A 25,599-nucleotide genomic window follows, 5' to 3' on the forward strand; every position below is an offset into this window, starting at 1 on the left:
ATGCACGAGGGAGGTGGAGCGATGAAGCGGCTCGAGGGACGTGTGGCGCTCGTGACCGGCGGCGCGAGCGGGATCGGCAAGGCGATCGTGGAGCGGCTGTCGAGCGAAGGCGCCGCGGTGCTCGTCACGGACATCGACGACGAGGGCGGTCGCAGCCTGGCGGAGAGCCTCTCCTCCGGAGGAGCGCGGGCCAGCTTCGCGCACCTCGACGTCACGTCGGAACAGGAATGGAACGCGGCCGTCGCCACCGCGGTCGAGGAGCTCGGCGGGCTCGACATACTCGTCAACAACGCCGGGATGGGCGACCTCCACACGATCGAGGAGACGTCCCTGGAGGAATGGCACCGGACGATCGCGATCGACCAGACGGGCGTGTTCCTCGGGATGAAGACCGCCGCCTCTGCGCTCGCCGCGTCAGCGCACGGCTCCGTGATCAACATCAGCTCGATCTTCGGCACGAGCGGCGGCTTCGGGACCTCGCCCGCCTACCACGCTGCCAAGGGCGCAGTCCGCACGCTGACGAAGAACACGGCGCTGCACTGGGTCGAGAACGGCGTTCGGGTCAACTCCGTCCACCCCGGGTTCATCGCCACGCCGATCCTGGCCGAGACCAAGGGGACGCCCTACGAGCAGGCCATGCTCGACCTCACTCCCATGGGACGTCTCGGGCGCCCGGAGGAGATCGCCGCGGGGGTCGCCTACCTCGCGAGCGACGACGCCTCGTTCGTCACCGGCCTCGAGCTCTACATCGACGGAGGCTTCGCCGCCCGCTGAACCTGGGCTGGGCCGGCGGCGGCCGTGAGGCCGAGGGCGGCCGGGAGCGCCAGCAGGGTGTCGATCCGTTCCGGCTCCTCCGGGTACAGGCCGTCGCGGTCGAGCAGGATCGCGCGCATCCCGAGGGCCCGTGCGCCCTCGATGTCGTCGGCGTAGCTGTCACCGATCATCGCCGCCCGGGCCGGAGCTGCGTCGAGCGCCACGAGCGCCGCCTCGAAGATCGACCGGTGCGGCTTCACGTGGCCGTGGCTCATCGAGCCCACGCAGACGTCGACGTCGAGCGCGTGATGGCGCGCGAACTCCTCGAGGTCGCGCTGGCCGTTGGAGACGAGCCCGATCCGCAGCCCGTGCGCGCGAAGCGCCTCGAGCGCCGGGAGCGCGTCCTCGTAGAGGGAGAAGTTCTCGTGCCGCTCCCACGCCCGGACGAGATCGACCGCACACGAGCGCGAGAGGACGGGGTCACCGCCCATCCCGATCACGATGTCCTCCGTGAAGCGCACCCAGAGCTCCTGGTCGTGCTCCAGCTCCGGGTGGCGCTGGAGGTCCGCCAGCGCAGCCAGCCGCGCCGCCTCGTAGCGAGCGCCGTCGAGCGCGAGGCCGTGCCGCGCGCCGATCCGCTCGTAGCCCTCGGGCCCGAGCTCGGGCCCGGGTCGGAAGAGCGTGAAGTCGACGTCGAGGAGAACCGCTTCGAGCACGCGACGAGGATACGTGCGGTTCGGGCGCCTCCGATCGAGGTCAGCGCGCCGCGAAGATCCGTCTTCGGCCCTCGATGCCCTCGAGCACGTGCTCGCCGCGATCCACGAAGTCGAGCCCCGATCCGGCCACGAGGTCGTGCGTCGTGGAGCTGACGAGGACCTCGTCGGCCTGAGCGAGGGAGGCGATCCGGGAGCCCACGTGAACTGCGATCCCGCGCGGCTTCTCTCCGGGCCGCCGCTCGACCTCACCGGTGTGCACGCCGGCACGGACGTCCAGGCCGAGGGGCGCGAGGGCTCGTCGGATCTCGAGCGCGCAGCGGATCGCGCGCGCCGGGCCGTCGAACGCTGCGAGGAAGCCGTCACCGGCCGTGTCGAGCTCCTCACCGGAGAAGCGGCCAAGCTCGCGGCGTACGGCCTTGTGGTGCTGGTCGAGGAGCGCTGTCCAACGGGCATCGCCGAGGTCCTGGACGCGCGCCGTCGAGCCGACGAGGTCGGTGAAGAGGATCGTCGTCAGCACGCGATGGGAAGGCGTTGCCGGACGCGCACCGGTGAGGAACTCCTCGACCTCGTCGAGGATCTGATCGGGTCCGACGGACGGCAGGTGGTCGTCGCCCTCGAGCTCGACGAAGCGGGCGCCACGTATCCGCTCCGCGATGTATCGCCCCTCCTCGATGCGCGAATCGCGATCCCCCGTCCGGTGGATCACGAGCGTCGGGCACTGGACGCTGGATAGGAGCTCTCGCACGTCCGCGCTCGAGTTCATGAGAATCAGGTCGCGGGCGCCCGCCGGGCTGAGCGCCGTTCGGCCGCGACGTAGTAGCCACGCGCCGAGCGCCGCGTCCGCGTTGGGAGCCAGTGTGGAGAGATCGACGTTCTCACCCCAGGTGCGCTCGAGCTCCGCAGCTTGCATGGTCCGCTCCTCCCATGTCGGCGCCCAGGGGTAGTCGTCGTCGGGGTGACACCTCTTCGCGTACGTGCCGTACAGGACGAGCGAGCGAGTTCGCTCCGGGTACGTCGCGGCGAAGAGGACGCACATCGGGCCGCCCTCCGAGTAGCCGAACAGCACTGCGGACTCGCTTCCGGCCGCGTCCATGACGGCACGAACGTCGTCCATGCGCGTCTCGAAGTCGGGCAGGCCGATTGCCCGGTCGGACAACCCGGTACCCCGCTTGTCGAAGCAGATCAGCCGCGCGAACGATCCCAGTCGCTCGAGGAAGCGGGCGTACTCCGGGTACTCCCGGTCGATCTCGAGGTGCGAGAAGAAGCCCGGGACGAGAACGAGATCGAATGGCCCGTCACCGGTCAGCTGGTAGGCGATGTTGACGTCGCCGCTCCGCGCATACCGGATCGGTGCGTCCATGGTGAGAAGGATCGCACGCGCGCTCGCCTTCGCGAGGCTCCACCGGAGCGCCGACTTTCCCGCGTGGCTCCCATCCGCCCACGACGAAGCGATGGACCGTGAGGAAGCCGCCGCGGCCGGAGGCCGGCTCGGCCGGCCGGGGGGGAGGCCAGGAACGGCAAGCCGGTGCAGCGCCGAAAGGAGGGGCCCGTAATTGCTCCCGGCGCAGGACCGTGGAGATGTCGAGGAAGTTGCGGCCGCGGCAGCGGACGCCTTCAGGGACGTGCCCCCGCCGCAGGCGGGGGATCCGCGGCAGGAATCCGCTTCTGCGGATTCATGCCCTGCGGAGAAATCGGGGTGCCCAGATTTGAACTGGGGACCTCTCCGACCCGAACGGAGCGCGCTACCAGGCTGCGCCACACCCCGAGGCGGGAGAAGGGTAGCGGTTCCGGGTTCGAGGGCGCGAACGCGAGCACGGGCTCGACGACTTCGTAGACTCGCCCCGTGGCCGCCGCCAGGGACGAGGTCGTCGAGTACGCGAACGCGCTGCTCGAGGTCGATCGCTATCCGGAGTTCGCAGCGCAGGGGCTCCAGGTCGTCGGCTCCGAGGAGGTGACGACCATCGCCTGCGGGGTCTCGTGCTCGAAGGAGCTGTTCGAGCGCGCCGTCGACGGCGGCGCAGACCTGGTGCTCGTCCACCACGGCCTGTTCTGGCGGAACGAGCCGCTCGTCGTCGACGCGCGGCTGCGAGGACGTCTCGAGGCGCTCTTCCGCGGGAACGTCTCGCTCGTCGCCTACCACCTCGCGCTCGACGCCCATCGGACGCTCGGCAACAACGCGCAGCTCGCGGCGCGGGTCGGCGCCGTGCCCGTCGAGCAGTTCGGAGCGGTGGGCCTCGGCTGCACGATGGACGCCGTCGGCCTCGACGAGCTGGCGGCGCGCGTCGCCGAGGTCGTCGAGCGGCCGCCGCTGGTGCTGCGCGGTGGCGACCGGCGGATCCGTCGCCTCGCGGTGGCGACTGGCGCAGCCGGCTACGACCTCGTCCAGGCGTCCCACGAGGGGTACGACGCGCTGCTCACCGGGGAGCCGGAGGAGCCGAGCGCCGTCACGGCACGCGAGCTCGGGATCCACCTGATCGCGGCAGGCCACCATGCGACGGAGCGCTTCGGCGTGCAGGCGCTCGCCGCGCACCTCTCCGAGCGGTTCGGTCTCGACTGGCGCTACCTCGAGGTCGACAACCCCGTCTAGGCGGCTCGTTCAGGGAGTACGAAGACGATTGCGCACCGGCCGCGGTCCGGAGTATCCTCGAAGCACATGGACGTTTTCGGGAGGCGGGCCCGTTGATCCCCGTCGCCAACGAACGAGCGTCGATCGAGCCCGCCTGCACGCAGCCGCGTCGGAGGGCTTTTTTCGTGCTCGAGAGAGGAAACGGTCGATGGCGAATCACCTGACGCCCGAGGAGCTCGCGAAGGAGCTCAACATGGACCGCGAGGCGGTCATCAAGCTCTGTATCGCGGAAGGCGTCCCGATCTACCAGGGGAAGATCGACAAGCACCTCTTCCAGGCTCAGCTGCAGGCAGTCGGCGCCGGTCAGGCGTCCGCGCACTAGCGGCGAGCCACACGATCTCGCTCACGAGGGGCCCGGCAGGGCCCCTCGTCACGCAGGCGGCGCTACTTGCGGGCGGCCTTGCGCGCCGGCCGCTTCTCGGCCTTCGGCTTGTCCGCCGCCTTCTTGGGGCGCGCCGACGTGGCCTTCGCGGCCGCGACGCTCGCCTTCAGCGCCTCGATGAGGTCGACCGCGGGCGCCGGCTCGGCAACCGGCTCGGGTGCGGCGATCTCCTCGCCGCGCAACTTCGCCTCGAGCAGCGTGCGGAGGTCGCGGCGGTAGGCGCTGGTCAGCTCCGAGGGGTCGAACTCGGCGGCGAGGCCCTGGACGATCTGCCGCGCGAGCTCGAGCTCGGCGGGCTTGACGTCGGTCTCCCCCATCGCCTCCTCGATCTCGGCCTGCGAGTAGACGTCCTCGACGAGGTACATCGTCTCGAGCACCAGCCCCTGCCCCCGCGTGCGGACGAGGCAGAGCGATTCACGGCCGGAGCGGACGAACCGTCCGATCGCACCGACGCCTGCCTCCTCCATCGCCTCGAGCAGGAGCTTGTAGGGCCGGCGCTGCGCCGGAGCGTTGCCCGGCACCAGGAAGTAGGTCCTGTCCATCCACACGGGGTCGACGTCTCCGAGCGGGACGAACCGCTCGATGTCGATCGTGCGCGAGTCGTCGTGGCGCTCGAGCGCCTCCAGCTCGGCCTCCTCGACGACGACGAACTGCCCCTTGGCCACCTCCCAGCCCTTGACGAGCTCGTCGGGGGTCACCTCGCGGTCGTGCTTGGGACACCAGCGCTTCTGCTTGATCGGCGTGAGGCACTCCCTGTGGAGCAGGCGGAAGGAGATGTCCGACTGCCGCGCCGCGGGCTTCGTCGCGGGGGCGAGCCCGACGGGGATGCTCACGAGCCCGAAGCTCAGCGATCCGTTCCAGGTGGTGCGCATGACCCTCCAGTCTAGGGGCGGACCGAAGGGTTTCGCTCCCTGACAGCGGTTCCCTCCGGCATCTACAGTCCGTATGGATGGCCGGCAACCGCACGATTCCGCGCCTCTGGCGCGACGCCGTGGCCCAGAACACGGGGGCTGCCTACCTCGTCGAGACCGACGAAGGCTGGCGGGAGGTGCCGTGGGCCGATGCGGCCGAGCGGGTCGAGCTGCTCGCGAACGGCCTCCTCGCCCGAGGTGTGCAGAAGGGCGACGCGTTCGGGATCCTCGCTCGGAACACGCTCGAATGGGCGCTCTTCGACTTCGCCCTCGGGCACGTCGGAGCGATCGGAGCCGCGATCTATGCGAACTCCTCGCCCCACGACGTGCACTACGTCCTCGAGCACTCCGAAGCGGTCGGCGTGCTCTGCGAGGACGACGAGCAGCGGGCGAAGGTCGAGGACGGAGGGCCCTCGCTCCCCGCGCTCCGCCACGTGCTCACCTACGCCGACCTTCCCGCCCTCGAGGAAGACGGGCGCGCGTACCGGGCAGCCAACCCGACTGCCCTCGACGACGCGGTGGCCGCGATCGACGAGGAGGACCTCTTCACGTTCATCTACACGTCGGGGACGACCGGGCCGCCCAAGGGCTGCATGATCCGGCATCGGAACTACTACGCGATGGTGACGGTCGTCGACGAGCTGCCGGACCACAGCGCGGCGGGCGACGTGATGCTCCTCTACCTCCCGCTCGCGCACAACTTCGGGAGGCTGATGCATCTCTCGGGCCCGTACGTCGGCTACACGATCGCGTTCGTCCCCGACCCGCTCGACGTCGCGCGCGTGCTCCCCGAGGTGCGGCCGACCATCCTGCCGAGCGTCCCGCGGGTCTACGAGAAGGTCCACACGGCCGTCATGTCGACGTTCTCCGAGGCCACGGGCGCGAAGCGACGCCTCGTCGACTGGGCGTTGCGGGTCGGACGACGGGAGAGCGCATTGCGACAGGAGGGTCGCCCGCTGCCGCGCGGGCTCGCGCTCCAGCACCGCATCGCGGACCGCCTGGTGTTCTCCAAGGTGAAGGAGCGCCTCGGCGGGCGCCTGCGGAGGCCGATCTCCGGCGGGGCGCCGCTCGCGAAGGAGGTCGCGGAGCTGTTCGATGCGCTGGGGCTGTGCATCCTCGAGGGGTACGGGCTGACGGAGTGCACGACCGCCGCCACGACGAACCGCTCGAATCGGTATCGCTTCGGCACGGTCGGGCCCGCGCTGCCCGGCTTCGAGCTCCGGCTCGCCGAGGACGGGGAGCTCCTGATTCGCAGCGAGACGGTCTTCGCGGGCTACTTCAAGGAGCCCGAGGCGACGGCCGCCGTCCTCGACGAGGACGGGTGGCTGCGCACCGGTGACATCGCCACGATCGACGCGGACGGCTTCGTCACGATCACCGATCGGAAGAAGGACATCCTCGTCACCGCGGGGGGGAAGAACATCGCGCCGCAGAACCTGGAGAACGACCTCAAGACGTCGCGGTTCGTCTCACAGGCGCTCGTGGTGGGCGACCGCCGCCCGTTCCCCGCCGCGCTGATCACCCTCGACCCCGTCGAGATCGGCAAGTGGGCCGCCGAGCACGGGATCGAGGGCGACGCGGAGACGCTCGCGCGTCACCCGCGCGTGCACGACCTCGTCTCGGGCATCGTCGACGAGGTCAACCGCGAGCGTTCCCGCTTCGAGCAGGTCAAGCGGTTCGCCATCCTCTCCCGGGACTTCGAGATGGAGCAGGGTGAGGTGACCCCGACGCTCAAGCTCAAGCGGCGTGTCGTCCTCGAGCACTTCGCCGACGAGGTCGAGGCTCTGTACGACGGGGCGGCCGCCCCGGCCGAGAGGTCGTAGGCGGGACCGTCCAGAGCAACGACGGGTCCTACCGCCCCCACCCCTCGCCCGTGCGCTACGCGGCAGTCGCGACCGCGACAGCGGGCTGCTTCAGGGACGTGCCCCGCCGAAGGCGGGGAGCGCGGGCAGGATCCGCTCCTGCGGATCGCGCTAGCGGAGAATCACGTGACCCGCTTCGCGCCGACGTACGTGGAGGCGTACCAGGAGTCGTTCAGGCTGGAGATCTTGACCACGTCGCCGGTGTGGGGTGCGTGGATGAACTGGTCCCCGCCGATGTACATCCCCATGTGCCCGAGCCCGTCGAAGAACACGAGGTCGCCCGGCTGGAGCTCGCTGCGAGAGACGGACACCCCCACGCTGCCGTACTGCATCGCGGCGTTGTGCGGCAGGGAGATGCCGACCTGGGCGTAGACGTACGTCACGAGACCGGAGCAGTCGAACCCGGACGGGCTGGCGCCGCCCCAGACGTAGGGGACGCCCAGGTACTGCATCGCGATTCCCACGACGCCCCCGTACTTCGCCGGAGGCGCGGGCGAGGAGCTGTACGTCGCTCCTGTCCCGAAGTCGTCTGACGACGTCCCGGAGAGCTCGAGCGTCTGCTGGCGTGCCGATGCGCGGGCCGCGGCCGCGGCTTCGAGCCGCGCGCGCGCCTGCGCCTCGAGCTGCGCCTGCCTGCGTCGCTCGGCTTCCTCGAGACGTGCGATCTCGTCCTTCACCGAGGCGAGCAGCCGCTGGCGCTCCGCGAGCTGTCCTTCGATCGAGCGCTTGCGCGCCGCGCGCTCGGCAACGATCTGTGCCTGCCGGACCCGGTCGGACTTCAGCTTCGCGCGCCGGGTCTGGACCTCGTTGCGGAAGTGCCGTACGTCCGTCAGCACCTCGGCGTCCTGGCCGCCGACGCGCTGGGCCATGTCGAGGCGGTCGAGCAGGTCGTCGAGGCTCCGGGCGCCGAGGATCACCTCGACGGCCCCGCCCGAGTCCCCGTTGATGTAGAGCGCCCGCAGCCGCTTGGCGATGTGCTGCTGCGCGACTCCCAGGCTCGCCCTTGCAATCGTCAGGTGGCGGCCGTTCGTATCGAGGTCGGCATCGATCTCGTCGAGTTGGATGTTCGCGAGGTTGTAGGACTCGATCGCGTGCGAGAGGCTCGAGTCCATCTCCCTGATCTGCCCGAGGATCGCTTGCGCCTGCTCGCGCTTCGAGCTGATCGACGGGTCGGCCGTTGCGGCTCCCGTGCCGACGACGAGGACCGTCGCGAGGGCGACGAGAGCAGCTACGAGGAATGGAGCCCGTCGGGTCCTCGAGTGCCTCATGCCGCGTCTCGGTCGCCCAACGACAGGCTCGCCGATGGTGGGGTCACCGGCCACAAGTCGGGGAGCCTAGCAGCGTCGGAAGACGTCTGCACGGACATGCGACACGAAAATCTCTGCAAACAGCCGGATTTGTGCGATCCGGCACCTTCCACGGCGACGATCGCAGCAGGGCCGAGGCATCTCTTCGCCCGGACGAGCGCTCGTGGCGCGTCCGCCCTCGTCCCTGCGACGCGTCATACCGTCACGAAGACCGTCTACGGTTACGGGTCGTGCGACTCCGGCTGGCGCTCTGCTCGGTGGCAATCGCAGCGACGGCGGTCTCCTCCCCGCTCGCGGCGCCCGGAGACCTTGCGACGCGGCTGTCGAAGACGCTGCGCTCACCGCACGTCTCGCTCGCCCGCACGTCGGCGATCGCCGTCGACGTGCGCACGGGAGCCGTCCTGTTCGCGCACAACGAGCGGCTCCCGGTGATCCCCGCGTCGAACGAGAAGCTGCCCGTCTCCTGGGCAGCGCTCACGCGCCTGGGGCCGGCGTATCGCTTCAAGACCGAGCTCCTCGGGACGGGCGTCCGCACCGGCGCAACCTGGGACGGCGACCTGTTCCTGCGCGGGTCGGGCGACCCCAACCTCACGGTTGCGGACATCCGGCGGCTCGCAGCGTCGGTCAGGGCGTCCGGGATCACGCGGGTCGCCGGCCGCATCCGCGGAGACGAGTCGCTGTTCGACGCGCGCCGTGGCGTCGCCGGCTGGAAGACCTACTTCGTCGGCGTCGAGACGCCCCCGCTGTCGGCCCTCGTCGTCGATCGAGCACGCGGCTGGCCAGCGCACTCACCCCCGCTCCTCGCCGCACGCACCCTTCGCGCCGCGCTCGTCGAGCGCGGGGTCACGGTGGACGGGCTGCCCGGGCTGGGGAAGGCTCCCGCGGGGGCCGAGCTCCTCGCCTCCGACCACTCGCCCCGCCTCGCGACGATCGTGCGGGCGATGAACCGGGAGAGCGACAACTTCACCGCGGAGATGCTGCTCAAGCACCTCGGAACGGTCGACGGGCGGATCGGGACGAGCGCACGCGGCGCACGGGTCGTGCTCGCGGAGCTGCGAGCCGCCAGGATCCCGATCGCGGGCGTTCGCCTCGTCGACGGCTCGGGTCTCTCCTCGCTCGATCGGATCACCGCCGAGGCGCTCGTCGGCGTGATCCGCGCAGGGCTCGAGAACCCCCGCATCAGGGACGCATTCGTCGGCTCGCTCGCCGTCGCGGGGCAGAGCGGCACGCTCAGGTCGCGCCTGCCGGCGCTCTCGGGGATCGTCCGCGGCAAGACGGGGACGACGAGCCGTGCGTGCTCGCTGTCGGGCCTCGTCAACGGCTCGGTCGCCTTCGCCGTGCTCCAGGACGGCGCACCGGTCGCCTTCTGGCCCGCACGGGCTGCGCAGGATCGATTCGTCACCGCGCTCGCGCGATCCGCGTACGGGCGGGCGACCGCTTCGGGCTGAGAGCCGCTCAGGCCCGCGAGCGGAGCAGGGCGACGAGGTCCTCCTCCTCCAGGATCGGGACGCCGGCCTTCCGTGCCTTGGCGACCTTGGAGCCCGGGCTCTCGCCGACGACCACGCCCGCGGTCTTCTTCGAGACGGAGTCCGAGACCTTCGCCCCGAGCGCCTCGAGCGCCTCCTTCGCCTCCTCGCGGGTGAAGCCCTCGAGTGTGCCGGTGATCACGTACTGGCGACCGCTGAGCGGCCCCTCGACCGGGCGCTCCGCCTCGCCCGACGTCATCGTCAGGCCGAGGGACTCGAGCTCGCGCACGAGCGCGACGTTCTCGTCCTCCGCGAACCACTCGGCCACCAGCTCCGCGCGGTCGGGCCCGATGCCCTCGGTGAGCTCGAGCTCCTCCTGGCTGGCCTCGATGAGCGCGTCCACGCTGCCGAAGTGGCGGGCGAGGTTGCGCGCCAGCACCCACCCGATCTTCGGGATGTTGAGCCCGAACAGCACGCGCGAGAAGGGCTGCGCCTTGGAGGCCTCGATCGACGCGACCGCCCTCGCTGCGGAGACCTCTCCGTAGCCATCGAGCGCCGCGAGCTGCTCGGCGGTGAGGCGGTAGAGGTCGGGCATCGAGCGCAGGAGGCCCTCGTCCCACAGCCGGCGCACGAATTGCTCTCCGACACCCTCGATGTCCATGGCGGCGCTCACCCAGTGGATGAGCGTCTCCAGGCCGCGAGACGGGCACGCGCGGTTCGGGCAGCGGTGCATGACCTCCCCCGCAGGCTTGACCACGTCCACGCCGCACAGCGGGCACTGCTTCGGCATGCGGAACGGCTTCGTCCCCTTCGCATGGTCGCCGGCGGGCCCCACGACCTGGGGGATCACGTCCCCGGCGCGCTGGACGATCACGAGGTCGCCCTCGCGGATGTCCTTGAGGTTGATGTCCTCTTCGTTGTGGAGCGTGGCGTTCGAGACGGTCACGCCCCCGACGTGGACGGGCTCGAGCTCGGCCCACGGGTTGAGCGCACCTGTCCTCCCCACGCGAATGTGGATCTTCCGCAGCGTCGTCACGGCGGCGGTGGGCGCCCACTTGTACGCGCGGGCCCAGCGGGGCCTCTCGTGCAGTGCCCCGAGCCGACGCTGCTGATCGAGGTCGTCGACCTTGATCACGATCCCGTCGATCTCGTAGTCGAGCTCCGCCCGGCGCGACTCCCACGCCCCGCACGCCTCGGCGACTTCCTCGATCGTCTCGAGCCGCTGCGCGTGCGGGTTGGTGCGGAACCCGTGCTCGCGGAGCCAGCCGAGCAGCTCCCACTGCGTGTGCGGGATCTCGCCGTCATGGGCGCCCACCCCGTAGACCCACAGCGAGAGCGGCCGCGCGGCGGTGATGCGCGAGTCGAGCTGGCGCAGCGAGCCGGCGGCAGCGTTGCGCGGATTCGGCGCCGGCTTCTTCCCGGCCTCGACCTGCGCCTCGTTGAAGCGCGCGAATCCCGAGAGCGGGAAGTAGATCTCGCCGCGCACCTCCAGAAGTCGCGGCGGGTCGCCGTCCGCCCGGACGCGGAGCGGGACCGCGTCGACCGTGCGGAGGTTCTGCGTCACGTCCTCGCCGCGGTGGCCGTCGCCGCGCGTCGCTCCCCGGACGAGCGCGCCGTTCTCGTAGACGAGGGAGACCGCCGAGCCGTCGATCTTGGGCTCGATCACGTAGGCGACGGGCTCGTCCGTCCCGAGACGCTTGCGCACGTCGGCAGCCCATTTCTCGAGCGCTTCGCCCGTCGTCACCTTCTCGAGCGACCCCATCGGCTGCAGGTGCTCGACCTTCGTGAAGCCCGCGGCAGGCGCGCCGCCGACGCGCTGCGTGGGCGAGTCGGGCGTGACGAGCTCCGGATGCTCCTCCTCGAGCCACTTGAGCTCGTCGTAGAGCACGTCGTAGGCGCTGTCCGGCACCTCGGGATCGTCGAGGACGTGGTAGCGGTAGTTGTGGTGCTCGACGAGTCGCCGCAGCTCGGCGACCCGTTCCGCGGCGCCGGAGCTCGTCGCGGTTCGACGCTTCGTCGTCATGTCGTGCCGGGCTCCCCGAGGGCGGCGTAGAGCTCCTCCGTCGTGTGCACGAGCGCGTCGGGCTCCTCGCGGAGCAGTCGCTCGTCCGGGTGGATGCCGCCCCAGCCGACGGCCACGGCCAGCACCCCTGCGGCCTTCGCGGCGCGGATGTCGAAGGGCGAGTCGCCGACGTAGGCTGCCTCGGCGGGCTCGGCGCGAAGCCGCCGAAGGGCCTCGAGCACGGGGTCCGGCTCGGGCTTGTGGCGCTCGGTGTCCTCCGCTCCGATCACGACGTTCATCTTCGCGAGCTCCGGGATGCGATCGATCGCCAGGCCGACGGTGCGCAGGCGCTTCGCCGTCACGATGCCGAGGCGGCGCCCCTCGCCGCGGAGCACGTCGAGCAGGTCGAGGACACCGGGGAACGCCTCCAGCTCGGCATGCAACGGCTCGTTGTGGGCCCGGTAGGCGTCCACGAGCTCGTCGACGCGATCGGGGTCGAGGTCGCGCATCTGCGCGATCAGGCCGGGCCCGCCGATCGCCGAGCGCACCAGCTCCTCGTCGGGCTCGCGCCCGAGCACGGTGAGCGAGGCGTGCTTCATCGAGGCCAGGATGATCGGCCCGGAGTCGATCAGCGTGCCGTCGAGGTCGAAGAGGACGACTGGGCGGCGCACGTGGTCGATCGTAGCCGGGTCGACGGGGAGCCCGGCCGGCGAGGCTCCGGCCCCAGCGGTCAGGGGTAGTCGACGCGCTCCAGGTACAGCCCCCAGGGCGGCGCCGTCGTGCCTGCCTCGGCGCGAGGCCGCCCGGAGAGCAGCCTCTCGAACGCCGGGGGGCCGGTCTCGAGCATCGTCCCGACCAGCGTCCGCACCATGTGGCGGAGGAACGAGTCGGCGGTGACCGTGAAGTGGAGCTCGTCGTCGCGCCGCTCCCACTGCGCGGCTCGGATCTCTCGCCGGAACACGTCGTGGTGCGTCTCGGTGGGCGTGAAGGCGGTGAAGTCGTGCTCGCCGACCAGGGCAGCGGCGCACGCGTGGAGCGCCTCCTCGTCGAGGCGTCGCGGCCACCAGAGGGCACGCCGGGCCCGCAGCGGCGTGCGTTCCCGGCGAGCGGCGACGACGTAGCGGTACGACCGCCCGGTGGCCGAGAACCTGGCGTGAAAGCCGTCGGAGACCGGCTCGGCGTCGACGACGGCGACGTCCTCGGGCAGCACGGTGTTGAGCGCCTCCGCCAACCGCACCACCGGCGGGCCGCCCTCTGCGACGAGGCTGGCGACCTGGCCCGTGGCGTGCACGCCGGCGTCGGTGCGCCCGGCGACGGCAAGGGTCTCCCAGCGGGGCAGCACAGCGTCCAGCGCGTCCCGCACCACCCCCTCGACCGTCCGTGCCCCGGGCTGGCGCGCCCAGCCGCGGAACCCGGTGCCGTCGTACTCGAGGGTCAACCGGAGGGTCGGCACGAGGGCCTTGTAACACAGTGTCCACGAGGGCCTGACCCCTCGGTGTCACATCGTGTGCACGGGCCTCACGTGAGGCCGCTCAGGTCGGCTCGACCACGAGCACGAGACCGTCCACCGAGCGGACGACGACCTCGTCGCCGGGCAGCAGGGCGTGCTCGGCGCGCGCCTCCCAGACCTCGCCGTCCAGCTTCACCTGGCCCCGAGGCGAGAGCGCGCGAACCACGACGGCCGTGCGTCCCACGAGGGTCTCGAGGCCGACCGCGGCACGCCGCCGCTTCGACCAGTGGACGAAGAACGCCGTCTCCGCGACGTCGACGAGCGCCGCCCCGATCACCGCCACCCACCCCCACGGGTACGGGATCACCGTGAGCGCGAGGACGACGGCGACGATCGTGAGCATGCGGGCAGCGTAGAGCCCGTCGGCGCCCGGCCGGAGCCGGGCACCGACGACTGACGGTTACTCGCCCACGCCGACGAGCCGCGGGGCTTGCCTAGGCCTCGTAGTCGACGAGCTCGAGGAGCGCCATCTGGGCGGCGTCCCCCTGACGCGGGCCAAGCTTGACGACCCGCGTGTAGCCGCCGTTCCGCTCGGCGAACCGCGGCGCGACGTCCGAGAACAGCCGGTGCACGACGTCGTTCGAGCGAAGCTCCGCCATCGCGAGCCGCCGCGCGTGCAGGTCTCCGCGCTTGCCGAGCGTGATCATCTTCTCCGCGAACGGCTTGACGGCCTTGGCCTTCGCCTCGGTCGTCTCGATCCGCCCGTGGGTGATCAGCGCGCCGGCGAGGTTGGAGTAGAGCGCCTTGCGGTGCGCCGAGTCGCGTCCGAGCTTCTTGCCTGAGCGCGCGTGACGCATGGCTAGGCCGGGAGCTCCTCGCCCTTCAGCGTGAGGCCGTGTGCCGCGAGAGTCTCGCGGACCTCCTCGATCGACTTGCGGCCGAAGTTCGGGATGGCCGCCAGCTCGTTCTCGGACTTGGAGGTCAGGTCGCCGATCGTCTCGATCCCGACCCGCTTGAGGCAGTTGTACGAGCGAACGCCGAGCTCGAGCTCCTCGATCGGGAAGTTCTCCATCCCGTGCGAGGTCGTGGCCACCTCGGCCTCGGCCGCAGCGGCCAGCTCGCCGAAGCCCTCGATCCGCGCCGGGTCCGCGAAGATCCGGAGCTGGTCGATGAGCAGCTCTGCCGCCCGAGCGATCGCCTCCTTCGGCTCGATCGAGCCGTCGGTCGTGACCTCGAGGACGAGCTTGTCGTAGTCGGTGCGCTGCCCGACACGGGCGGAGTCGACCTCGTAGGAGACGCGCCGCACGGGCGAGAAGATCGAGTCGATGGGGATCACGCCGATCGTGGTCTCGGGCCCGCGGTTCTGGTCGGCGGGGACGTACCCGCGGCCGCGGCCGATCGTGAGCGTCATCTCGAGCTTGCCCTTGTCTGCGAGGTGAGCAATCTCGAGCTCCGGGTTCAGGATCTCGGCGGCGCCTGCGATGGCGTCCTTCGGTGCAACCGAGCCGTCGGTCGTGACGTCGAGGACGAGCTTGTCGTAGTCCGTCCGCTGCCCGACGCGCGCGGCGTCGACCTCGTAGGCGACACGGCGAACGGGCGAGAAGATCGAGTCGATCGGGATCACCCCGAGCGTCGTCTCCGGCCCGCGGTTCAGGTCGGCCGGGAGGTAGCCGCGGCCGCGGCCGATCGTGAGCGTCATCTCGAGCTTGCCCTTGTCGGCGAGGTGCGCGAGCTCGAGGTCCGGGTTGAGGATCTCGAGGTCGGCAGGCGCTTCGATGTCCGCGGCCGTGACCGCGCCGGCGCCCTTCTTCGAGAGGTGCACCTCGATCTCGGGCGACTCGCCGTGGAGGCGGCAGACGAGCTCCTTGAGGTTCAGGATGATGTCGGTGACGTCCTCGCGAACGCCGGGCAGGGTCGTGAACTCGTGCGCGACGCCCTCGATCTTGACGGCCGTGACGGCGGCCCCCTCGAGGGAGGAGAGCAGGACGCGCCGGAGCGAGTTGCCGAACGTGTAGCCGAAGCCGCGGTCGAGCGGCTCGATCGTGAACCGCCCCGAGCGCTCGTCGGCGTCCTCGGAGACGATCTTGGGCGTCTGGAAGTCCATCAGGGAAGAGCGGGTGGCCATGTGATCCTTTCGGCGGTTCGAATCTGGGGTGGTTCGGGGCGAAGAACGGGCGGGACGGGCCGCGCCCCTACTTCGAGTAGAGCTCGACGATCAGGGATTCCTGCACCGGCGTGTCGATCTCGGCACGCTCGGGCCACTTGAGCATCTTTCCGGTCAGCCCGTCGTGGTCGGCCTGGAGCCAGGGCGTGACGGCGGCGGTGAGATCGGTGGCGTCGCGGACGATGGGCTCGGCGGGGCTGCCCTGCCTGAGCGAGATGATGTCGTCCGGCCTCACCCCGAAGCTCGGGATGTTGACGCGTCGCCCGTTGACCATGAAGTGCCCGTGGCGGACGAGCTGACGCGCCTGCGCGCGCGAGCCGGCGAAGCCGAGGCGGTAGACGACGTTGTCGAGCCGCGTCTCGAGCATCCGCAGGAGGTTCTCGCCCGTCGGGCCCGTGCGGCGCGACGCCTTCGCGTACGTGTTGCGGAACTGCTTCTCGAGCAGGCCGTAGTACCTCCGCGCCTTCTGCTTCTCGCGCAGCTGGAGCAGGTACTCGCTCTGCTTGATCCGGCCGCGCCCGTGCTCGCCCGGCGGATACGAGCGGCGCTCGATCGCGCACTTCTCGGTGAGGCAGCGCTCGCCCTTCAGGAAGAGCTTCAGCCCTTCACGCCGGCACTGACGGCACTTGGCTCCGATGTCGCGCGCCATCAGTGGTTCTCCTGGTGACGGTTTCGCGTCTCTGGCGCGCCAGATGCAAGCGATGCGAGGACGCAGGGAGCGTGCACACCCGACGGTATGGACGCGACCGAGGACGACGCAGCGCGCAGCAGATCGCGCGCCAGAGGCGCCCTGACTGTTGCCAGGAGGGCCACTAGCCCCGCCTCCGCTTCTTCGGACGGACACCGTTGTGCGCCTGCGGGGAGACGTCCTTGACGCCGAGGATCTCCAGGCCCGCGGCCTGGAGCGAGCGGATCGCCGTCTCGCGGCCGGAGCCGGGGCCCTTGACGAACACCTCGACCTTCTGGAGGCCGTGCTCCATGCCCTTGCGCGCCGCGTTGTCGGCCGTCACCTGAGCGGCGAAGGGGGTCGACTTGCGGGAGCCCTTGAATCCGGCGGAGCCGGCCGACTCCCACGCGATCACGTTCCCCTCCTGGTCGGTCAGGGAGACGATCGTGTTGTTGAACGAGGTCTTGATGTGCGCCTGGCCGATCGCGACGTTCTTCTTGACCCGGCGGCGCGTGCGGCCACGGGTGGCGGACTTGCGTGGCGGTGCCATCACTTCGCCTTCTTCCCGCGCCCGACGGTCTTCTTGGGGCCCTTGCGCGTCCGCGCGTTGGTCTTCGTGCGCTGGCCGTGCACGGGCAGGTTGCGCCGGTGCCGGAGGCCGCGGTAGGAGCCGATCTCGGTGAGGCGCTTGATCGCCTGGGTTCGCTCTCGCCGCAGGTCACCCTCGACCTCGAGGTTCGTGTCGATGTAGGCGCGGAGCTTCGTGACCTCGTCGTCCGTCAGGTCCTTGACCTTCTGGTCGGGATCGAGGCCGAGCTCCTTGCAGACCTTCTGCGCGCTCGACTGGCCGATCCCGTAGATGTAGGTCAGGCCGATCTCGAGGCGCTTCTGGTTGGGGAGGTTGACGCCGGCGATGCGTGCCATGTGTCTTCTAGCCCTGCCTTTGCTTGTGCCGGGGGTTCGTGCAGATCACCATCGTGCGCCCGTGCCGCTTGATCACGCGGCACCGCTCGCACATGCGCTTGACGGAAGGACGGACTTTCAACGTGAGCTCCTGAGTGGTCGGCTACTTGAGACGGAACGTGATGCGGCCGCGCGTGAGGTCGTACGGGGACAACTCCACCTTGACCCGGTCACCCGGAAGGATCCGGATGTAGTGCTTGCGCATCTTCCCCGAGATCTTTGCGAGCACGGACTGGCCGCCCTCGAGCTCGACGCGGAACATCGTGCTCGGCAGGGCCTCGACCACCTCGCCCTCGACCTCGATCTTCTCTTCCCTGACTGCCAACCGACTCCTCGCGCAGGGTTCGCGCCCTGCCCGTCGTGATGTTCATTGAGATCCCGCACACGAGCGCGGCACGGAGCGACCGGCCGCCGTGCGGGCCGCTTACTGTAGCAAACGTGCCCGTTCGGTCGCGATGCCGACCCTCGGCGTGAGGATCCGCGGGGCGTCGGGAAGGATCGCGACGGTGTGCTCGAAATGGGCGGCGCGAGACCCGTCGGTGGTCGAGATCGTCCACCCGTCCTCTGCGAGCCAGACCTCGGGACCGCCCATCGTGATCATCGGCTCGATCGCGATCGTCATCCCCTCCGAGAGGCGCGGCCCGCGACCGGGATCGCCGAAGTTCGGGACATGGGGATCCTCGTGGTAGTGCCGGCCGACGCCGTGGCCGACGAGGCTCTTGACGACCGAGAACCCTGCGCCCTCGACGACCGTCTGCACGGCGTGCGAGATGTCCCCGATGCGGTTGCCGAGCCTCGCCTCCGCGATGCCCGCAGCGAGCGCGTCCTGGCAGACGTCGAGCAGCCGCTGCGACTCCGGGTCGACCGAGCCCACGGCGAACGTGTACGCGCTGTCGGCGATCGCGGAGCCGAGCGTGACCCCGACGTCGATCGTCACCAGGTCGCCGTCCTCGACGACCGTCCCGTCGGGGATGCCGTGGACGACGACGTCGTTGGTCGAGATGCAGATCGCCCGCGGATAGCCCTTGTAGCCCTGCGAGGTAGGGACACCACCGCTCGCGCGGATGAACCCGTCGGCGATCCGGTCCAGCTCGAGCGTCGTGATGCCGGGCTCGATGCGCTCGCCGACGTGCGAGATCGTCTCGGCCACGAGCGTTCCGGCGCGTGCGATGCGGTCGATCTCCGCTGCGCTCTTCCGGATGATCATGCCGTCGCTCCCTCGCCGAGCAGCTCGAGCGCCTCGCTGATCTCTGCCGCAACCTCGCCGATCGACCGGTCGGCGTGCAGCGGGACGAGCTTGCCGGTCGCCCGGTAGCGCTCGACGATCGGCTCGGTCTGCTCGTGGTAGATCGCCAGGCGTCTCGCGATCGCCTCGGGCGTGTCGTCCGCCCGCCCCTCCTCGACGGCGCGCCGGTGGATCCGTTCGGTCGCGATCGCGTCGGAGAGGTCGAAGAAGAGGATCGCGTCGAGGCCGCGCTCGATCCCCGCCAGCATCTCGTCGAGCGCCTCCGCCTGAGCCAGCGTCCTCGGGAACCCGTCGAGCACGAAGCCGTTCGCGGCGTCCGGCGCGGAGAGGCGCTCGCGGATCAGGGCGATGGTCAGATCGTCGGGGACGAGCTCACCGCTCGCGAGAATCGGCTCGACGCGCTTGCCGAGCTCGGTCCCCTCCTCGACCGCCGCACGGAAGATGTCCCCGGTCGCGACATGCGGGATGCCGTGGTCGTCGGCGATTCGCTTCGCCTGCGTGCCCTTGCCGGAGCCCTGCGGCCCCAGCACCAGCAGGTTCACGGCTCCCACCCAGACTGCCGGGGCGGGATGAACCCCGCCCCGGTCGACGCTGAGGCGGACTGCCGCATCAGCGAAGGAAGCCCTCGTAGCTGCGCATCATCATCTGCGACTCCATCTGCCGCATCGTGTCGAGCGCGACGCCGACGGCGATCAGCACCGACGTGCCGCCCAGGGCGCCGGCGGACGCCTGCGAGAAGCCGCCGTAGCGGATGAAGAGGCTCGGCGCGATCGCGACGACCGCGAGGAAGAGCGAGCCGGGCAGCGTCAGCCGCGTGAGCACGCGGTCGAGATACTGCGCGGTCGGCGGCCCGGGCCGGATGCCGGGGATGTAGCCGCCGTGCTTGCGCAGGTTGTCGGCCTGGTCGACCGGGTTGAACTGGACGGCGGTGTAGAAGAACGTGAAGACGATGATCATCCCGCCCTCGATCAGCAGGTAGAGCCAGTCGCCCGGCTGGAAGTACGTATTGACGAAGTCCTGGGTCGCAGGGAAGTACTGCGCCATCGTCGGCGGGAAGGCGAGCACCGCCGCGGCGAAGATCACGGGGATCACGCCGGCCATGTTGACCCGCAGGGGCAGATACGTCGACCCGCCGGAGGTCATCCGGCGGCCCACCATGCGCTTCGCGTACTGGATCGGGATCCGGCGCTGGCCCTCCTGGACGAAGACGACCGCGGCGACGATCGCCAGCGCGATCAGCGGGAAGAAGATGCGCTCCATCGGCCCCCCGTTCCACCAGGCGGTGATGCCGAGCGGGAGGCCGGTCAGGATCGACGCGAAGATGAGGATCGAGATGCCGTTGCCGATCCCGCGCTTCGTGATCTGCTCGCCCATCCACATCAGCAGGATGCTGCCGACCGTGAGCGTGACGATGATCAGCACCATCCGGCCCGCGTTCGTCTGCAGGACGTCCTGGCTCCGGAACAGGAAGGCGTAGCCGAGCGCCTGGGACGCGGACAGCACGACGGTGAGGTACCGCGTGTACTGGTTGATCTTCGCGTGGCCGGCCTCGCCCTCCTTCTGCAGCTCGGACAGCCGCGGGACGACGACCGTCATCAGCTGCACGATGATCGAGGCCGTGACGTACGGCATGATCCCGAGCGCGAACAGCGAGAACTGCGACAGCGCGCCGCCCGAGAACAGGTTCAGCAGGTCGAAGATGCCGCCGGTGCGCGAGAGGTACTGGTCGATCGCCTCCGCGTCGACCCCCGGCGCCGGGATCCACGAGCCCAGGCGGTACAGCGCCAGCACGAGCGCCGTGAAGAGCAGCCGCTTGCGGAGCTCCGGCACCCGCCAGGCGTTCGCCAGCCAGCTGAACATGGCGCTGCCCCGACCGCGCGGGGCCTAGTCCTCTCCGTCGGCCTCGTCGACCGACGCCTCGGGCGCCTCCTCGGGCTCGGGCTCCTCTTCGGGCTCCGACGCGGCAGGCCGGGCCTTCCGCACCTTCGGCTTCTTCTCGACGGGCTCGCCGCGCAGCCAGGTGACGCTGCCGCCGGCAGCCTCGATCTTCTTCCTGGCGCTCTTCGAGAAGCCGTGCGCGGAGACGGAGAGGGCCTTCGAGAGCTCCCCGATGCCGAGGACCTTCACGTCGACCGACACCTTGCGGATCAGGCGCTTCGCCTTCAGCGCCTCCGGGGTGACCTCCTCGCCTGCCTCGAAGCGCGCCTCGAGGTCGCGAAGGTTCACCGGCTGGCTGTACGTACGAAACGGGCCGATCGGCATCGCGTCCGCGGACGTCGCGCCGCGGAGCTTGGGGAGCCGCATGTCGATGGGCATCTGGCCGCCCTCGAACCCGGGTGCCATCTTGTGCGACCCCGAACGGGCCTTCTGGCCCTTGATCCCACGGCCGCTGTAGCGGCCCTTGCCCGAGCCCAGGCCGCGACCGATGCGCTTGCGATCCTTGCGCGGCTGGGCGGGCTTGAGCGAATGGAGGTTCAGCTCGTCGGCCATCGTCAGTCGTCCTTCCCCTTCGCGCCGTCGAGCGGCGTCACGGTCACGAGGTGTGCGACATGGCGGAGCTGGCCCTCGAGCGAGGGCGACTGCTCGTGCTCGGCGCTCCTCCCGATGCGGCCCAGCCCGAGCGCGCGGAGGGTGCCCTCGTGGGCGCGCGTCTGCCCGATGGTGCTGCGCGTCTGGGTCACCCTGACGGTCGTCATGCTGCCTCACCCTCCTCGGGCGGGGCCGCCTCGACGCCGGGCACGGGCGGCGGCTCCTCCGCGGCAACTGCCTGCGCAGCGGCGGCCTCGGCGGCCCGCGGAGCGCGTGGGACGGGCAGGACGTCCTTGATGGACTTGCCGCGCGAGCGCGCGACGTCCTCGGGGCGGCGCAGGCGCTTGAGGCCGTCGACCGTCGCTTTCGCCATGTTGATCGGGTTCGTCGTGCCGAGGCTCTTCGCGAGCACGTCGCGGATCCCGGCGAGCTCGAGCACGGCGCGGACGCCGCCTCCGGCGATCACGCCGGTCCCCTCGCTCGCGGGGCGCAGGACGACGCGTGCCGCGTCGGACCGGCCCGTGATCTCGTGCGTGATCGTCGCCCCGTGCTTCGGGACGGTGAAGATGTTCTTCTTCGCGTCGTCGACGGCCTTCGAGATGGCGAGCGGGACCTCCCGCGCCTTCCCGTAGCCGACGCCGACCCGGTCGACCTCGTCGCCGATCACGACGAGCGCGGTGAACGAGAAGCGCCGGCCCCCCTTGACGACCTTGGCGACCCGGTTGATCTCGATCACGCGCTCCTTGAGCTCGCGCGACTCGGCTACCTCGACAACACTCAATGCTCTCCCTTCGCGGCCATCAGAACTGAAGCCCTCCCTCGCGTGCGCCCTCGGCAAGCGCCTTCACGCGTCCGTGGTAGAGGTATCCGCCCCGGTCGAACACGCACCTCTTGAGACCGGCCTTCTTGGCCTCGAGGGCGAGCGCCTTGCCGACGGCGGCGGCCTGCTCGGTCTTCGTGCCCTCGAGCGAGCGCTGCTGCAGCCAGCTCGCCGAGGCGAGCGTGCGACCCGTCTCGTCGTCGACGAGCTGGGCGAAGATCCCCTTGTTCGAGCGGAAGACCGCGAGCCTCGGCCGCTCGGCCGTGCCCGACACCTTGCCGCGCACCCGCCGATGGCGACGCAGTCGCGCTTCCCGGACGGAGATCGTCATGCTCGCTTCCCCACCTTGCGTCTCACGTGCTCGCCCTGGTAGCGGATCCCCTTGCCCTTGTACGGCTCCGGTGGGCGCACCTTGCGGATCTCGGCGGCCGTCTGTCCGACGACCTGCTTGTCCGTCCCCTTCACGGTCACCTGCGTCGGCTGGGGCACGTCGAACGAGATGCCCTCGCGCGGGGTGACCGTGATCGGGTGCGAGAAGCCGACGGAGAGCTCGAGGTCGGAGCCTTTGAGCTGGGCGCGGTACCCGACGCCCTGGATCTCGAGGTGCTTCTCGAATCCCTTCGTGACACCCTCGACCATGTTCGCGACGAGCGTCCGCGTGAGCCCGTGAAGGGCGCGATCCTCCCCGCGCTCGGTCGGGCGCGTGACCGTCACGACGCCCTCCTCCTGGGCGAGCTGCATGCGCTGAGGGACGCGCTGCTCGAGCGTGCCGAGCGGCCCGGTCACCTTCACGTTCCCCCCCGGCGACACCTCGACGGTGACGCCGCTCGGGACCTCGATCGGCCTCTTTCCGATACGGCTCATGCGCTACCAGACGAACGCGAGCACCTCGCCGCCGACGCCGCGCTCGGCGGCCTGGCGGGTGGTGATCACACCGGTCGATGTGGACAGGATCGCGGTGCCGAGGCCGCCCAGGACGCGCGGGAGGCGGTCCTTCTTGGCGTACACGCGGCGGCCGGGCTTCGAGACGCGCTTCAGGTCGGTGATCACCCGCTCGCGGTTCTTGCCGAACTTCAGCTCGATCACGAGGTTCGACACCGGGGCCGCCTCGACGACCTTGAAGTCCTTGATGTAACCCTCCTGGAGGAGCAGGCGGGCGATCTCCTCCTTCATCCGGGAGGTAGGCATCGACACGGTGTCGTGCATCGCGCGGTTCGCGTTGCGGATGCGGCTCAGCATGTCGGCGATCGGATCGGTGAGCATCTCTTCCCCTACCAGCTGGACTTCGTCATGCCCGGGATCGCGCCCTCGTGCGCGAGCTCGCGCAGGCAGATCCGGCACAGCTTGTATCTGCGGAACACGGCACGAGACCGGCCGCAGCGGTTGCAGCGCGTGTACGCACGGACGCCGTGCTTCTGCTGGCGCTTCTGCTTCACGCGGAGTGAGGTCTTGGCCACTACGTTTCCCCTCTCTCGGCGGCGAAGGGCAGCCCGAGGGCGCGCAGGAGCGCTCTGCCGTGCTCGTCGGTCTCCGCCGTCGTGGTGATCGCGATGTCGAGGCCCCGGATCGACGGCACGGAGTCGTAGTCGATCTCGGGGAAGATGATCTGCTCCTTGATGCCGAGCGAGTAGTTGCCGCGCCCGTCGAAGGAGTCGGGGCTCAGGCCCCGGAAGTCCCTGATCCGCGGCAGCGCGATCGAGACGAGCCGGTCGAGGAACTCGTACATGCGGGCGCCGCGCAAGGTCACGCGGGCGCCGACAGACATGCCCTCGCGGAGCTTGAAGCTCGCGATCGACTTCCGGGCACGGCGCACCTGCGCGCGCTGGCCCGTGATGGTCGTGAGCTCCTCGATCGCGGCGTCGAGCGCCTTCGCGTCGGTCTTCGCCTCACCGACGCCCATGTTGAGGGTGATCTTCGAGATGCGGGGCACCTGCATGACCGAGCTGAGCCCGAGCTCGTCCTTGAGCGCGCTGCGGATCTCCTCCTCGTAGCGCTGCTTGAGGCGCGGTGTCACGGTCTCCGTCGCCGTGGCCATCAGTCGATCTCCTGCCGGCAGCCGTCGCGCTTGCACACGCGCACGCGGATCGTCTCGCCCTTGAGCTGCTTGACCTTCACCCCGACACGCGTCGGCTGCCTGCACGTGGGGCAGACGATCATCACGTTCGAGATGTCGAGCGGCATCGGCGTGTCGATGATCCCGCCCGGGATGATGTTCGCGCCGCCCATGCGGGTGGAGTCGCGGATCGGGCGGGGCTTCGTGTGACGCTTCGCGGTGTTGAGGTTCTCGAGGATCACGCGTCGGTCACGCGGGCGCGCCTCGAGGACCCGTCCCTGCTTGCCGCGATCCTTGCCGGCGAGCACCTGGACGAGGTCGCCCTTCTTGATTCGCATGCTGGTGGCCATCTCTAGAGCACCTCGGGGGCGAGGCTGACGATCTTCATGAAGTTCTTCTCGCGCAGCTCGCGGGCGACCGGCCCGAAGATGCGCGTTCCGCGCGGGTTCAGCTGGTTGTCGATGATGACGGCGGCGTTCTCGTCGAAGCCGATCAACGTCCCGTCATTCCTGCCGTAGGGCTTCTTCGTCCGGACGACGACCGCTCTCACGACCTCGCCCTTCTTGACCGTGCCCTGCGGCGTTGCGGTCTTCACTGTAGCGACGATCTGGTCGCCGACGCGTGCGTATCGCCGGTGGGAGCCGCCGACCACGCGGATGCAGAGGAGCTCGCGGGCACCCGTGTTGTCGGCGACCTTGAGGCGTGACTCTTGCTGGATCATCCGTCTCCGACCCCGCTACTTCGCAGCCTCGACGACCTCTGCGAGCCGCCAGCGCTTCGTCTTCGAGAGAGGGCGCGTCTCGACGATGCGGACGACGTCGCCCACCTTCGCCTGGCTCGTCTCGTCGTGCACGTGGAACTTGACGCTCCGCCGGACGACTTTCTTGTACCTCGGATGCGCCTTCACGACGTCCACCCGGACGACGATCGTCTTCTCCATCGCGTCGGAGACGACGGTGCCCTGGCGCTCCTGGCGCCGGCCCCGATCCTGCTCCGGCTTCTCGAGTCGCACGATCGGCTTCCGCTCCGCCGGGGCGACGCGCGTGGGCTTGGGCCGCTGCCTCCGCTCCGAGCGCGGCAGCCGCTTGCGCTTGGGCTTGGGGCCGGACTGCTGCGCGGCCGGAGTCTCGGTCGCGGCGGGAGCCTCTGCCGCGGCGGGCTCCTCGCCTGCCACCGCGGGCTCCTCGGCCTCCACAGGCGCTTCCGCGACCGCCTCCTCGGCGGCCTCGGCGGCAACCTCCTCGACCGGCGTCTCGGCCTCGGCCGTCGCGGCCTCGTCGGCCTCGGCGGCGGGGGCCTCCGTGACCGCCTCGGCGGCCTCGGTCCCCGGCTCGGGCGTGGCCGCGTCGGCCGGGGTCTCGTTCTCGTCGTTGTCGTTCACGTTCTCGTCAGCCATCGTGTCCTCACACCTTCTCTGCCGCGCGCTCGTTCTTGATCGTCAGGATGCGGGCGATCTCGCGCCTCGCGTGGCGCAACCGCGCGCTCGAGTCGAGCGCTCCCGTCGCGGCCTGGAAGCGGATCTTGAAGAGCTCGCGCCGGCTCTCGCCGAGCTTCTCCTCGAGCTCCTCGTCCGTCAGCGCCCTCAGGTCTTCAGCCTTCATGTCCTTCTCCTCGACCCGTGCACGTCACCGTCGCGTCCGGAGGCCTGCTTCGCCGCCCGGGAGGCCAGGCAATCGCCGAAC

34 protein-coding genes, 1 tRNA gene and 1 pseudogene are annotated in these 25,599 nt (G+C 70.3%); 5 read left to right on the top strand and 31 right to left on the bottom strand.

The window, feature by feature from the left end:
• Nucleotides 1-21 precede the first annotated feature (21 nt).
• Nucleotides 22-774, top strand: coding sequence for a glucose 1-dehydrogenase (locus VFO26_RS03375; RefSeq protein WP_325113472.1), 753 nt, complete (start codon nucleotides 22-24; stop codon nucleotides 772-774).
• On the opposite strand, the gene VFO26_RS03380 is transcribed toward VFO26_RS03375, so the two are convergent.
• From VFO26_RS03380 to VFO26_RS03390, 3 genes are all read right to left on the bottom strand, one after another.
• Nucleotides 744-1,469, bottom strand: a complete 726-nt coding sequence (locus VFO26_RS03380) for an HAD family hydrolase (RefSeq protein WP_325113473.1) — start codon at nucleotides 1,467-1,469, stop codon at nucleotides 744-746. The two genes, VFO26_RS03375 and VFO26_RS03380, sit on opposite strands and share 31 nt — an antisense overlap.
• Nucleotides 1,470-1,509: 40 nt before the next feature.
• Entirely contained in the window at nucleotides 1,510-2,829 is a 1,320-nt protein-coding gene (locus tag VFO26_RS03385) for an adenylate/guanylate cyclase domain-containing protein (RefSeq protein WP_325113474.1), read from the bottom strand.
• 331 nt (nucleotides 2,830-3,160) lie between these two features.
• A tRNA-Pro gene (locus VFO26_RS03390) sits at nucleotides 3,161-3,234 on the bottom strand.
• A 78-nt stretch (nucleotides 3,235-3,312) separates the two neighbouring features.
• Here VFO26_RS03390 and VFO26_RS03395 point away from each other — a divergent pair.
• The gene (locus VFO26_RS03395) at nucleotides 3,313-4,056 is read left to right on the top strand and encodes a Nif3-like dinuclear metal center hexameric protein (RefSeq protein ID WP_325113475.1); all 744 of its coding nucleotides are present in this window, start codon (nucleotides 3,313-3,315) and stop codon (nucleotides 4,054-4,056) included.
• Between the two features lie 187 nt (nucleotides 4,057-4,243).
• Nucleotides 4,244-4,417 (top strand): hypothetical protein, encoded by a 174-nt coding sequence (locus VFO26_RS03400; RefSeq protein ID WP_325113476.1) that lies wholly within the window; start codon nucleotides 4,244-4,246, stop codon nucleotides 4,415-4,417.
• A gap of 62 nt (nucleotides 4,418-4,479) precedes the next feature.
• On the opposite strand, the gene VFO26_RS03405 is transcribed toward VFO26_RS03400, so the two are convergent.
• Complete coding sequence (locus tag VFO26_RS03405) at nucleotides 4,480-5,349, bottom strand: Ku protein (protein ID WP_325113477.1); 870 nt, start codon at nucleotides 5,347-5,349, stop codon at nucleotides 4,480-4,482.
• Between the two features lie 77 nt (nucleotides 5,350-5,426).
• Here VFO26_RS03405 and VFO26_RS03410 point away from each other — a divergent pair, with 77 nt between their 5' ends.
• Nucleotides 5,427-7,211: a long-chain fatty acid--CoA ligase gene (locus tag VFO26_RS03410; RefSeq protein WP_325113478.1), complete on the top strand. Its 1,785-nt coding sequence runs from the start codon at nucleotides 5,427-5,429 to the stop codon at nucleotides 7,209-7,211.
• A gap of 161 nt (nucleotides 7,212-7,372) precedes the next feature.
• Here VFO26_RS03410 and VFO26_RS03415 read toward each other — a convergent pair whose 3' ends face one another.
• Nucleotides 7,373-8,518 carry an NlpC/P60 family protein gene (locus VFO26_RS03415; protein WP_325113479.1) on the bottom strand — a complete coding sequence of 382 codons (1,146 nt, stop codon included), beginning with the start codon at nucleotides 8,516-8,518 and terminating at the stop codon, nucleotides 7,373-7,375.
• A gap of 269 nt (nucleotides 8,519-8,787) precedes the next feature.
• On the opposite strand from VFO26_RS03415, the gene VFO26_RS03420 reads away from it, so the two are divergent.
• Nucleotides 8,788-10,005, top strand: a complete 1,218-nt coding sequence (locus tag VFO26_RS03420; RefSeq protein ID WP_325113480.1) for a D-alanyl-D-alanine carboxypeptidase/D-alanyl-D-alanine-endopeptidase — start codon at nucleotides 8,788-8,790, stop codon at nucleotides 10,003-10,005.
• Between the two features lie 7 nt (nucleotides 10,006-10,012).
• Here VFO26_RS03420 and ligA read toward each other — a convergent pair whose 3' ends face one another.
• The 26 genes and pseudogenes from ligA to rpmC all read right to left on the bottom strand — a co-directional run bounded on the left by ligA (nucleotide 10,013) and on the right by rpmC (nucleotide 25,518).
• Nucleotides 10,013-12,046, bottom strand: a complete 2,034-nt coding sequence (gene ligA, locus VFO26_RS03425; protein ID WP_325113481.1) for an NAD-dependent DNA ligase LigA — start codon at nucleotides 12,044-12,046, stop codon at nucleotides 10,013-10,015.
• Nucleotides 12,043-12,696: an HAD-IA family hydrolase gene (locus tag VFO26_RS03430; protein WP_325113482.1), complete on the bottom strand. Its 654-nt coding sequence runs from the start codon at nucleotides 12,694-12,696 to the stop codon at nucleotides 12,043-12,045. Before VFO26_RS03430 ends, ligA begins: the two co-directional genes overlap by 4 nt.
• A gap of 59 nt (nucleotides 12,697-12,755) precedes the next feature.
• A complete protein-coding gene (gene truA, locus VFO26_RS03435; RefSeq protein WP_325113483.1) occupies nucleotides 12,756-13,478 on the bottom strand; it encodes a tRNA pseudouridine(38-40) synthase TruA in 723 nt (240 codons plus the stop codon).
• A gap of 79 nt (nucleotides 13,479-13,557) precedes the next feature.
• Nucleotides 13,558-13,878 carry an NfeD family protein gene (locus VFO26_RS03440; protein ID WP_325113484.1) on the bottom strand — a complete coding sequence of 107 codons (321 nt, stop codon included), beginning with the start codon at nucleotides 13,876-13,878 and terminating at the stop codon, nucleotides 13,558-13,560.
• A gap of 91 nt (nucleotides 13,879-13,969) precedes the next feature.
• On the bottom strand, nucleotides 13,970-14,332 hold the full coding sequence (rplQ, locus tag VFO26_RS03445) for a 50S ribosomal protein L17 (protein ID WP_325113485.1): 363 nt from the start codon (nucleotides 14,330-14,332) through the stop codon (nucleotides 13,970-13,972).
• Nucleotides 14,333-14,334: 2 nt separating this feature from the next.
• Nucleotides 14,335-15,600: a DNA-directed RNA polymerase subunit alpha gene (locus VFO26_RS03450; protein WP_325113486.1), complete on the bottom strand. Its 1,266-nt coding sequence runs from the start codon at nucleotides 15,598-15,600 to the stop codon at nucleotides 14,335-14,337.
• A 67-nt stretch (nucleotides 15,601-15,667) separates the two neighbouring features.
• On the bottom strand, nucleotides 15,668-16,288 hold the full coding sequence (gene rpsD, locus VFO26_RS03455; protein WP_325113487.1) for a 30S ribosomal protein S4: 621 nt from the start codon (nucleotides 16,286-16,288) through the stop codon (nucleotides 15,668-15,670).
• A 163-nt stretch (nucleotides 16,289-16,451) separates the two neighbouring features.
• Nucleotides 16,452-16,856, bottom strand: a complete 405-nt coding sequence (gene rpsK / locus VFO26_RS03460; protein ID WP_325113488.1) for a 30S ribosomal protein S11 — start codon at nucleotides 16,854-16,856, stop codon at nucleotides 16,452-16,454.
• A complete protein-coding gene (gene rpsM, locus VFO26_RS03465; protein WP_325113489.1) occupies nucleotides 16,856-17,230 on the bottom strand; it encodes a 30S ribosomal protein S13 in 375 nt (124 codons plus the stop codon). The genes rpsK and rpsM overlap by 1 nt, the downstream gene beginning before the upstream one ends.
• A gap of 7 nt (nucleotides 17,231-17,237) precedes the next feature.
• The gene (gene rpmJ / locus VFO26_RS03470) at nucleotides 17,238-17,351 is read right to left on the bottom strand and encodes a 50S ribosomal protein L36 (RefSeq protein ID WP_325113490.1); all 114 of its coding nucleotides are present in this window, start codon (nucleotides 17,349-17,351) and stop codon (nucleotides 17,238-17,240) included.
• Nucleotides 17,352-17,372: 21 nt separating this feature from the next.
• The gene (gene infA, locus VFO26_RS03475) at nucleotides 17,373-17,594 is read right to left on the bottom strand and encodes a translation initiation factor IF-1 (protein WP_325113491.1); all 222 of its coding nucleotides are present in this window, start codon (nucleotides 17,592-17,594) and stop codon (nucleotides 17,373-17,375) included.
• A 99-nt stretch (nucleotides 17,595-17,693) separates the two neighbouring features.
• On the bottom strand, nucleotides 17,694-18,476 hold the full coding sequence (gene map, locus VFO26_RS03480) for a type I methionyl aminopeptidase (RefSeq protein WP_325113492.1): 783 nt from the start codon (nucleotides 18,474-18,476) through the stop codon (nucleotides 17,694-17,696).
• On the bottom strand, nucleotides 18,473-19,057 hold the full coding sequence (locus VFO26_RS03485; protein ID WP_325113493.1) for an adenylate kinase: 585 nt from the start codon (nucleotides 19,055-19,057) through the stop codon (nucleotides 18,473-18,475). Before VFO26_RS03485 ends, map begins: the two co-directional genes overlap by 4 nt.
• Before the next feature lie 67 nt (nucleotides 19,058-19,124).
• Complete coding sequence (secY, locus tag VFO26_RS03490; RefSeq protein ID WP_325113494.1) at nucleotides 19,125-20,375, bottom strand: preprotein translocase subunit SecY; 1,251 nt, start codon at nucleotides 20,373-20,375, stop codon at nucleotides 19,125-19,127.
• 162 nt (nucleotides 20,376-20,537) lie between these two features.
• Nucleotides 20,538-20,993 (bottom strand): annotated as a pseudogene (gene rplO / locus VFO26_RS03495) (50S ribosomal protein L15); the annotation flags it as partial.
• A gap of 14 nt (nucleotides 20,994-21,007) precedes the next feature.
• Nucleotides 21,008-21,211, bottom strand: a complete 204-nt coding sequence (gene rpmD / locus VFO26_RS03500) for a 50S ribosomal protein L30 (protein WP_325113496.1) — start codon at nucleotides 21,209-21,211, stop codon at nucleotides 21,008-21,010.
• A complete protein-coding gene (rpsE, locus tag VFO26_RS03505) occupies nucleotides 21,208-21,825 on the bottom strand; it encodes a 30S ribosomal protein S5 (protein WP_349259036.1) in 618 nt (205 codons plus the stop codon). The genes rpmD and rpsE overlap by 4 nt, the downstream gene beginning before the upstream one ends.
• A 19-nt stretch (nucleotides 21,826-21,844) precedes the next feature.
• Nucleotides 21,845-22,195, bottom strand: coding sequence for a 50S ribosomal protein L18 (gene rplR / locus VFO26_RS03510; RefSeq protein ID WP_325113497.1), 351 nt, complete (start codon nucleotides 22,193-22,195; stop codon nucleotides 21,845-21,847).
• Nucleotides 22,192-22,728 carry a 50S ribosomal protein L6 gene (gene rplF, locus VFO26_RS03515; RefSeq protein ID WP_325113498.1) on the bottom strand — a complete coding sequence of 179 codons (537 nt, stop codon included), beginning with the start codon at nucleotides 22,726-22,728 and terminating at the stop codon, nucleotides 22,192-22,194. Before rplF ends, rplR begins: the two co-directional genes overlap by 4 nt.
• A 3-nt stretch (nucleotides 22,729-22,731) precedes the next feature.
• The gene (rpsH, locus tag VFO26_RS03520) at nucleotides 22,732-23,127 is read right to left on the bottom strand and encodes a 30S ribosomal protein S8 (RefSeq protein WP_325113499.1); all 396 of its coding nucleotides are present in this window, start codon (nucleotides 23,125-23,127) and stop codon (nucleotides 22,732-22,734) included.
• An 8-nt stretch (nucleotides 23,128-23,135) separates the two neighbouring features.
• A complete protein-coding gene (locus tag VFO26_RS03525) occupies nucleotides 23,136-23,321 on the bottom strand; it encodes a type Z 30S ribosomal protein S14 (RefSeq protein WP_325113500.1) in 186 nt (61 codons plus the stop codon).
• Nucleotides 23,321-23,899 (bottom strand): 50S ribosomal protein L5, encoded by a 579-nt coding sequence (gene rplE / locus VFO26_RS03530; protein ID WP_325113501.1) that lies wholly within the window; start codon nucleotides 23,897-23,899, stop codon nucleotides 23,321-23,323. Before rplE ends, VFO26_RS03525 begins: the two co-directional genes overlap by 1 nt.
• Nucleotides 23,899-24,255 carry a 50S ribosomal protein L24 gene (rplX, locus tag VFO26_RS03535; RefSeq protein ID WP_414653044.1) on the bottom strand — a complete coding sequence of 119 codons (357 nt, stop codon included), beginning with the start codon at nucleotides 24,253-24,255 and terminating at the stop codon, nucleotides 23,899-23,901. The genes rplE and rplX overlap by 1 nt, the downstream gene beginning before the upstream one ends.
• 14 nt (nucleotides 24,256-24,269) lie before the next feature.
• Entirely contained in the window at nucleotides 24,270-24,638 is a 369-nt protein-coding gene (gene rplN, locus VFO26_RS03540; protein WP_325113503.1) for a 50S ribosomal protein L14, read from the bottom strand.
• A gap of 15 nt (nucleotides 24,639-24,653) precedes the next feature.
• Nucleotides 24,654-24,929 (bottom strand): 30S ribosomal protein S17, encoded by a 276-nt coding sequence (gene rpsQ, locus VFO26_RS03545; protein WP_325113555.1) that lies wholly within the window; start codon nucleotides 24,927-24,929, stop codon nucleotides 24,654-24,656.
• A 391-nt stretch (nucleotides 24,930-25,320) separates the two neighbouring features.
• Nucleotides 25,321-25,518, bottom strand: coding sequence for a 50S ribosomal protein L29 (rpmC, locus tag VFO26_RS03550; RefSeq protein ID WP_325113504.1), 198 nt, complete (start codon nucleotides 25,516-25,518; stop codon nucleotides 25,321-25,323).
• Nucleotides 25,519-25,599: the final 81 nt, after the last annotated feature.

This window comes from Gaiella sp., assembly GCF_035710885.1.
Taxonomy (GTDB): Bacteria; Actinomycetota; Thermoleophilia; order Gaiellales; family Gaiellaceae; genus Gaiella.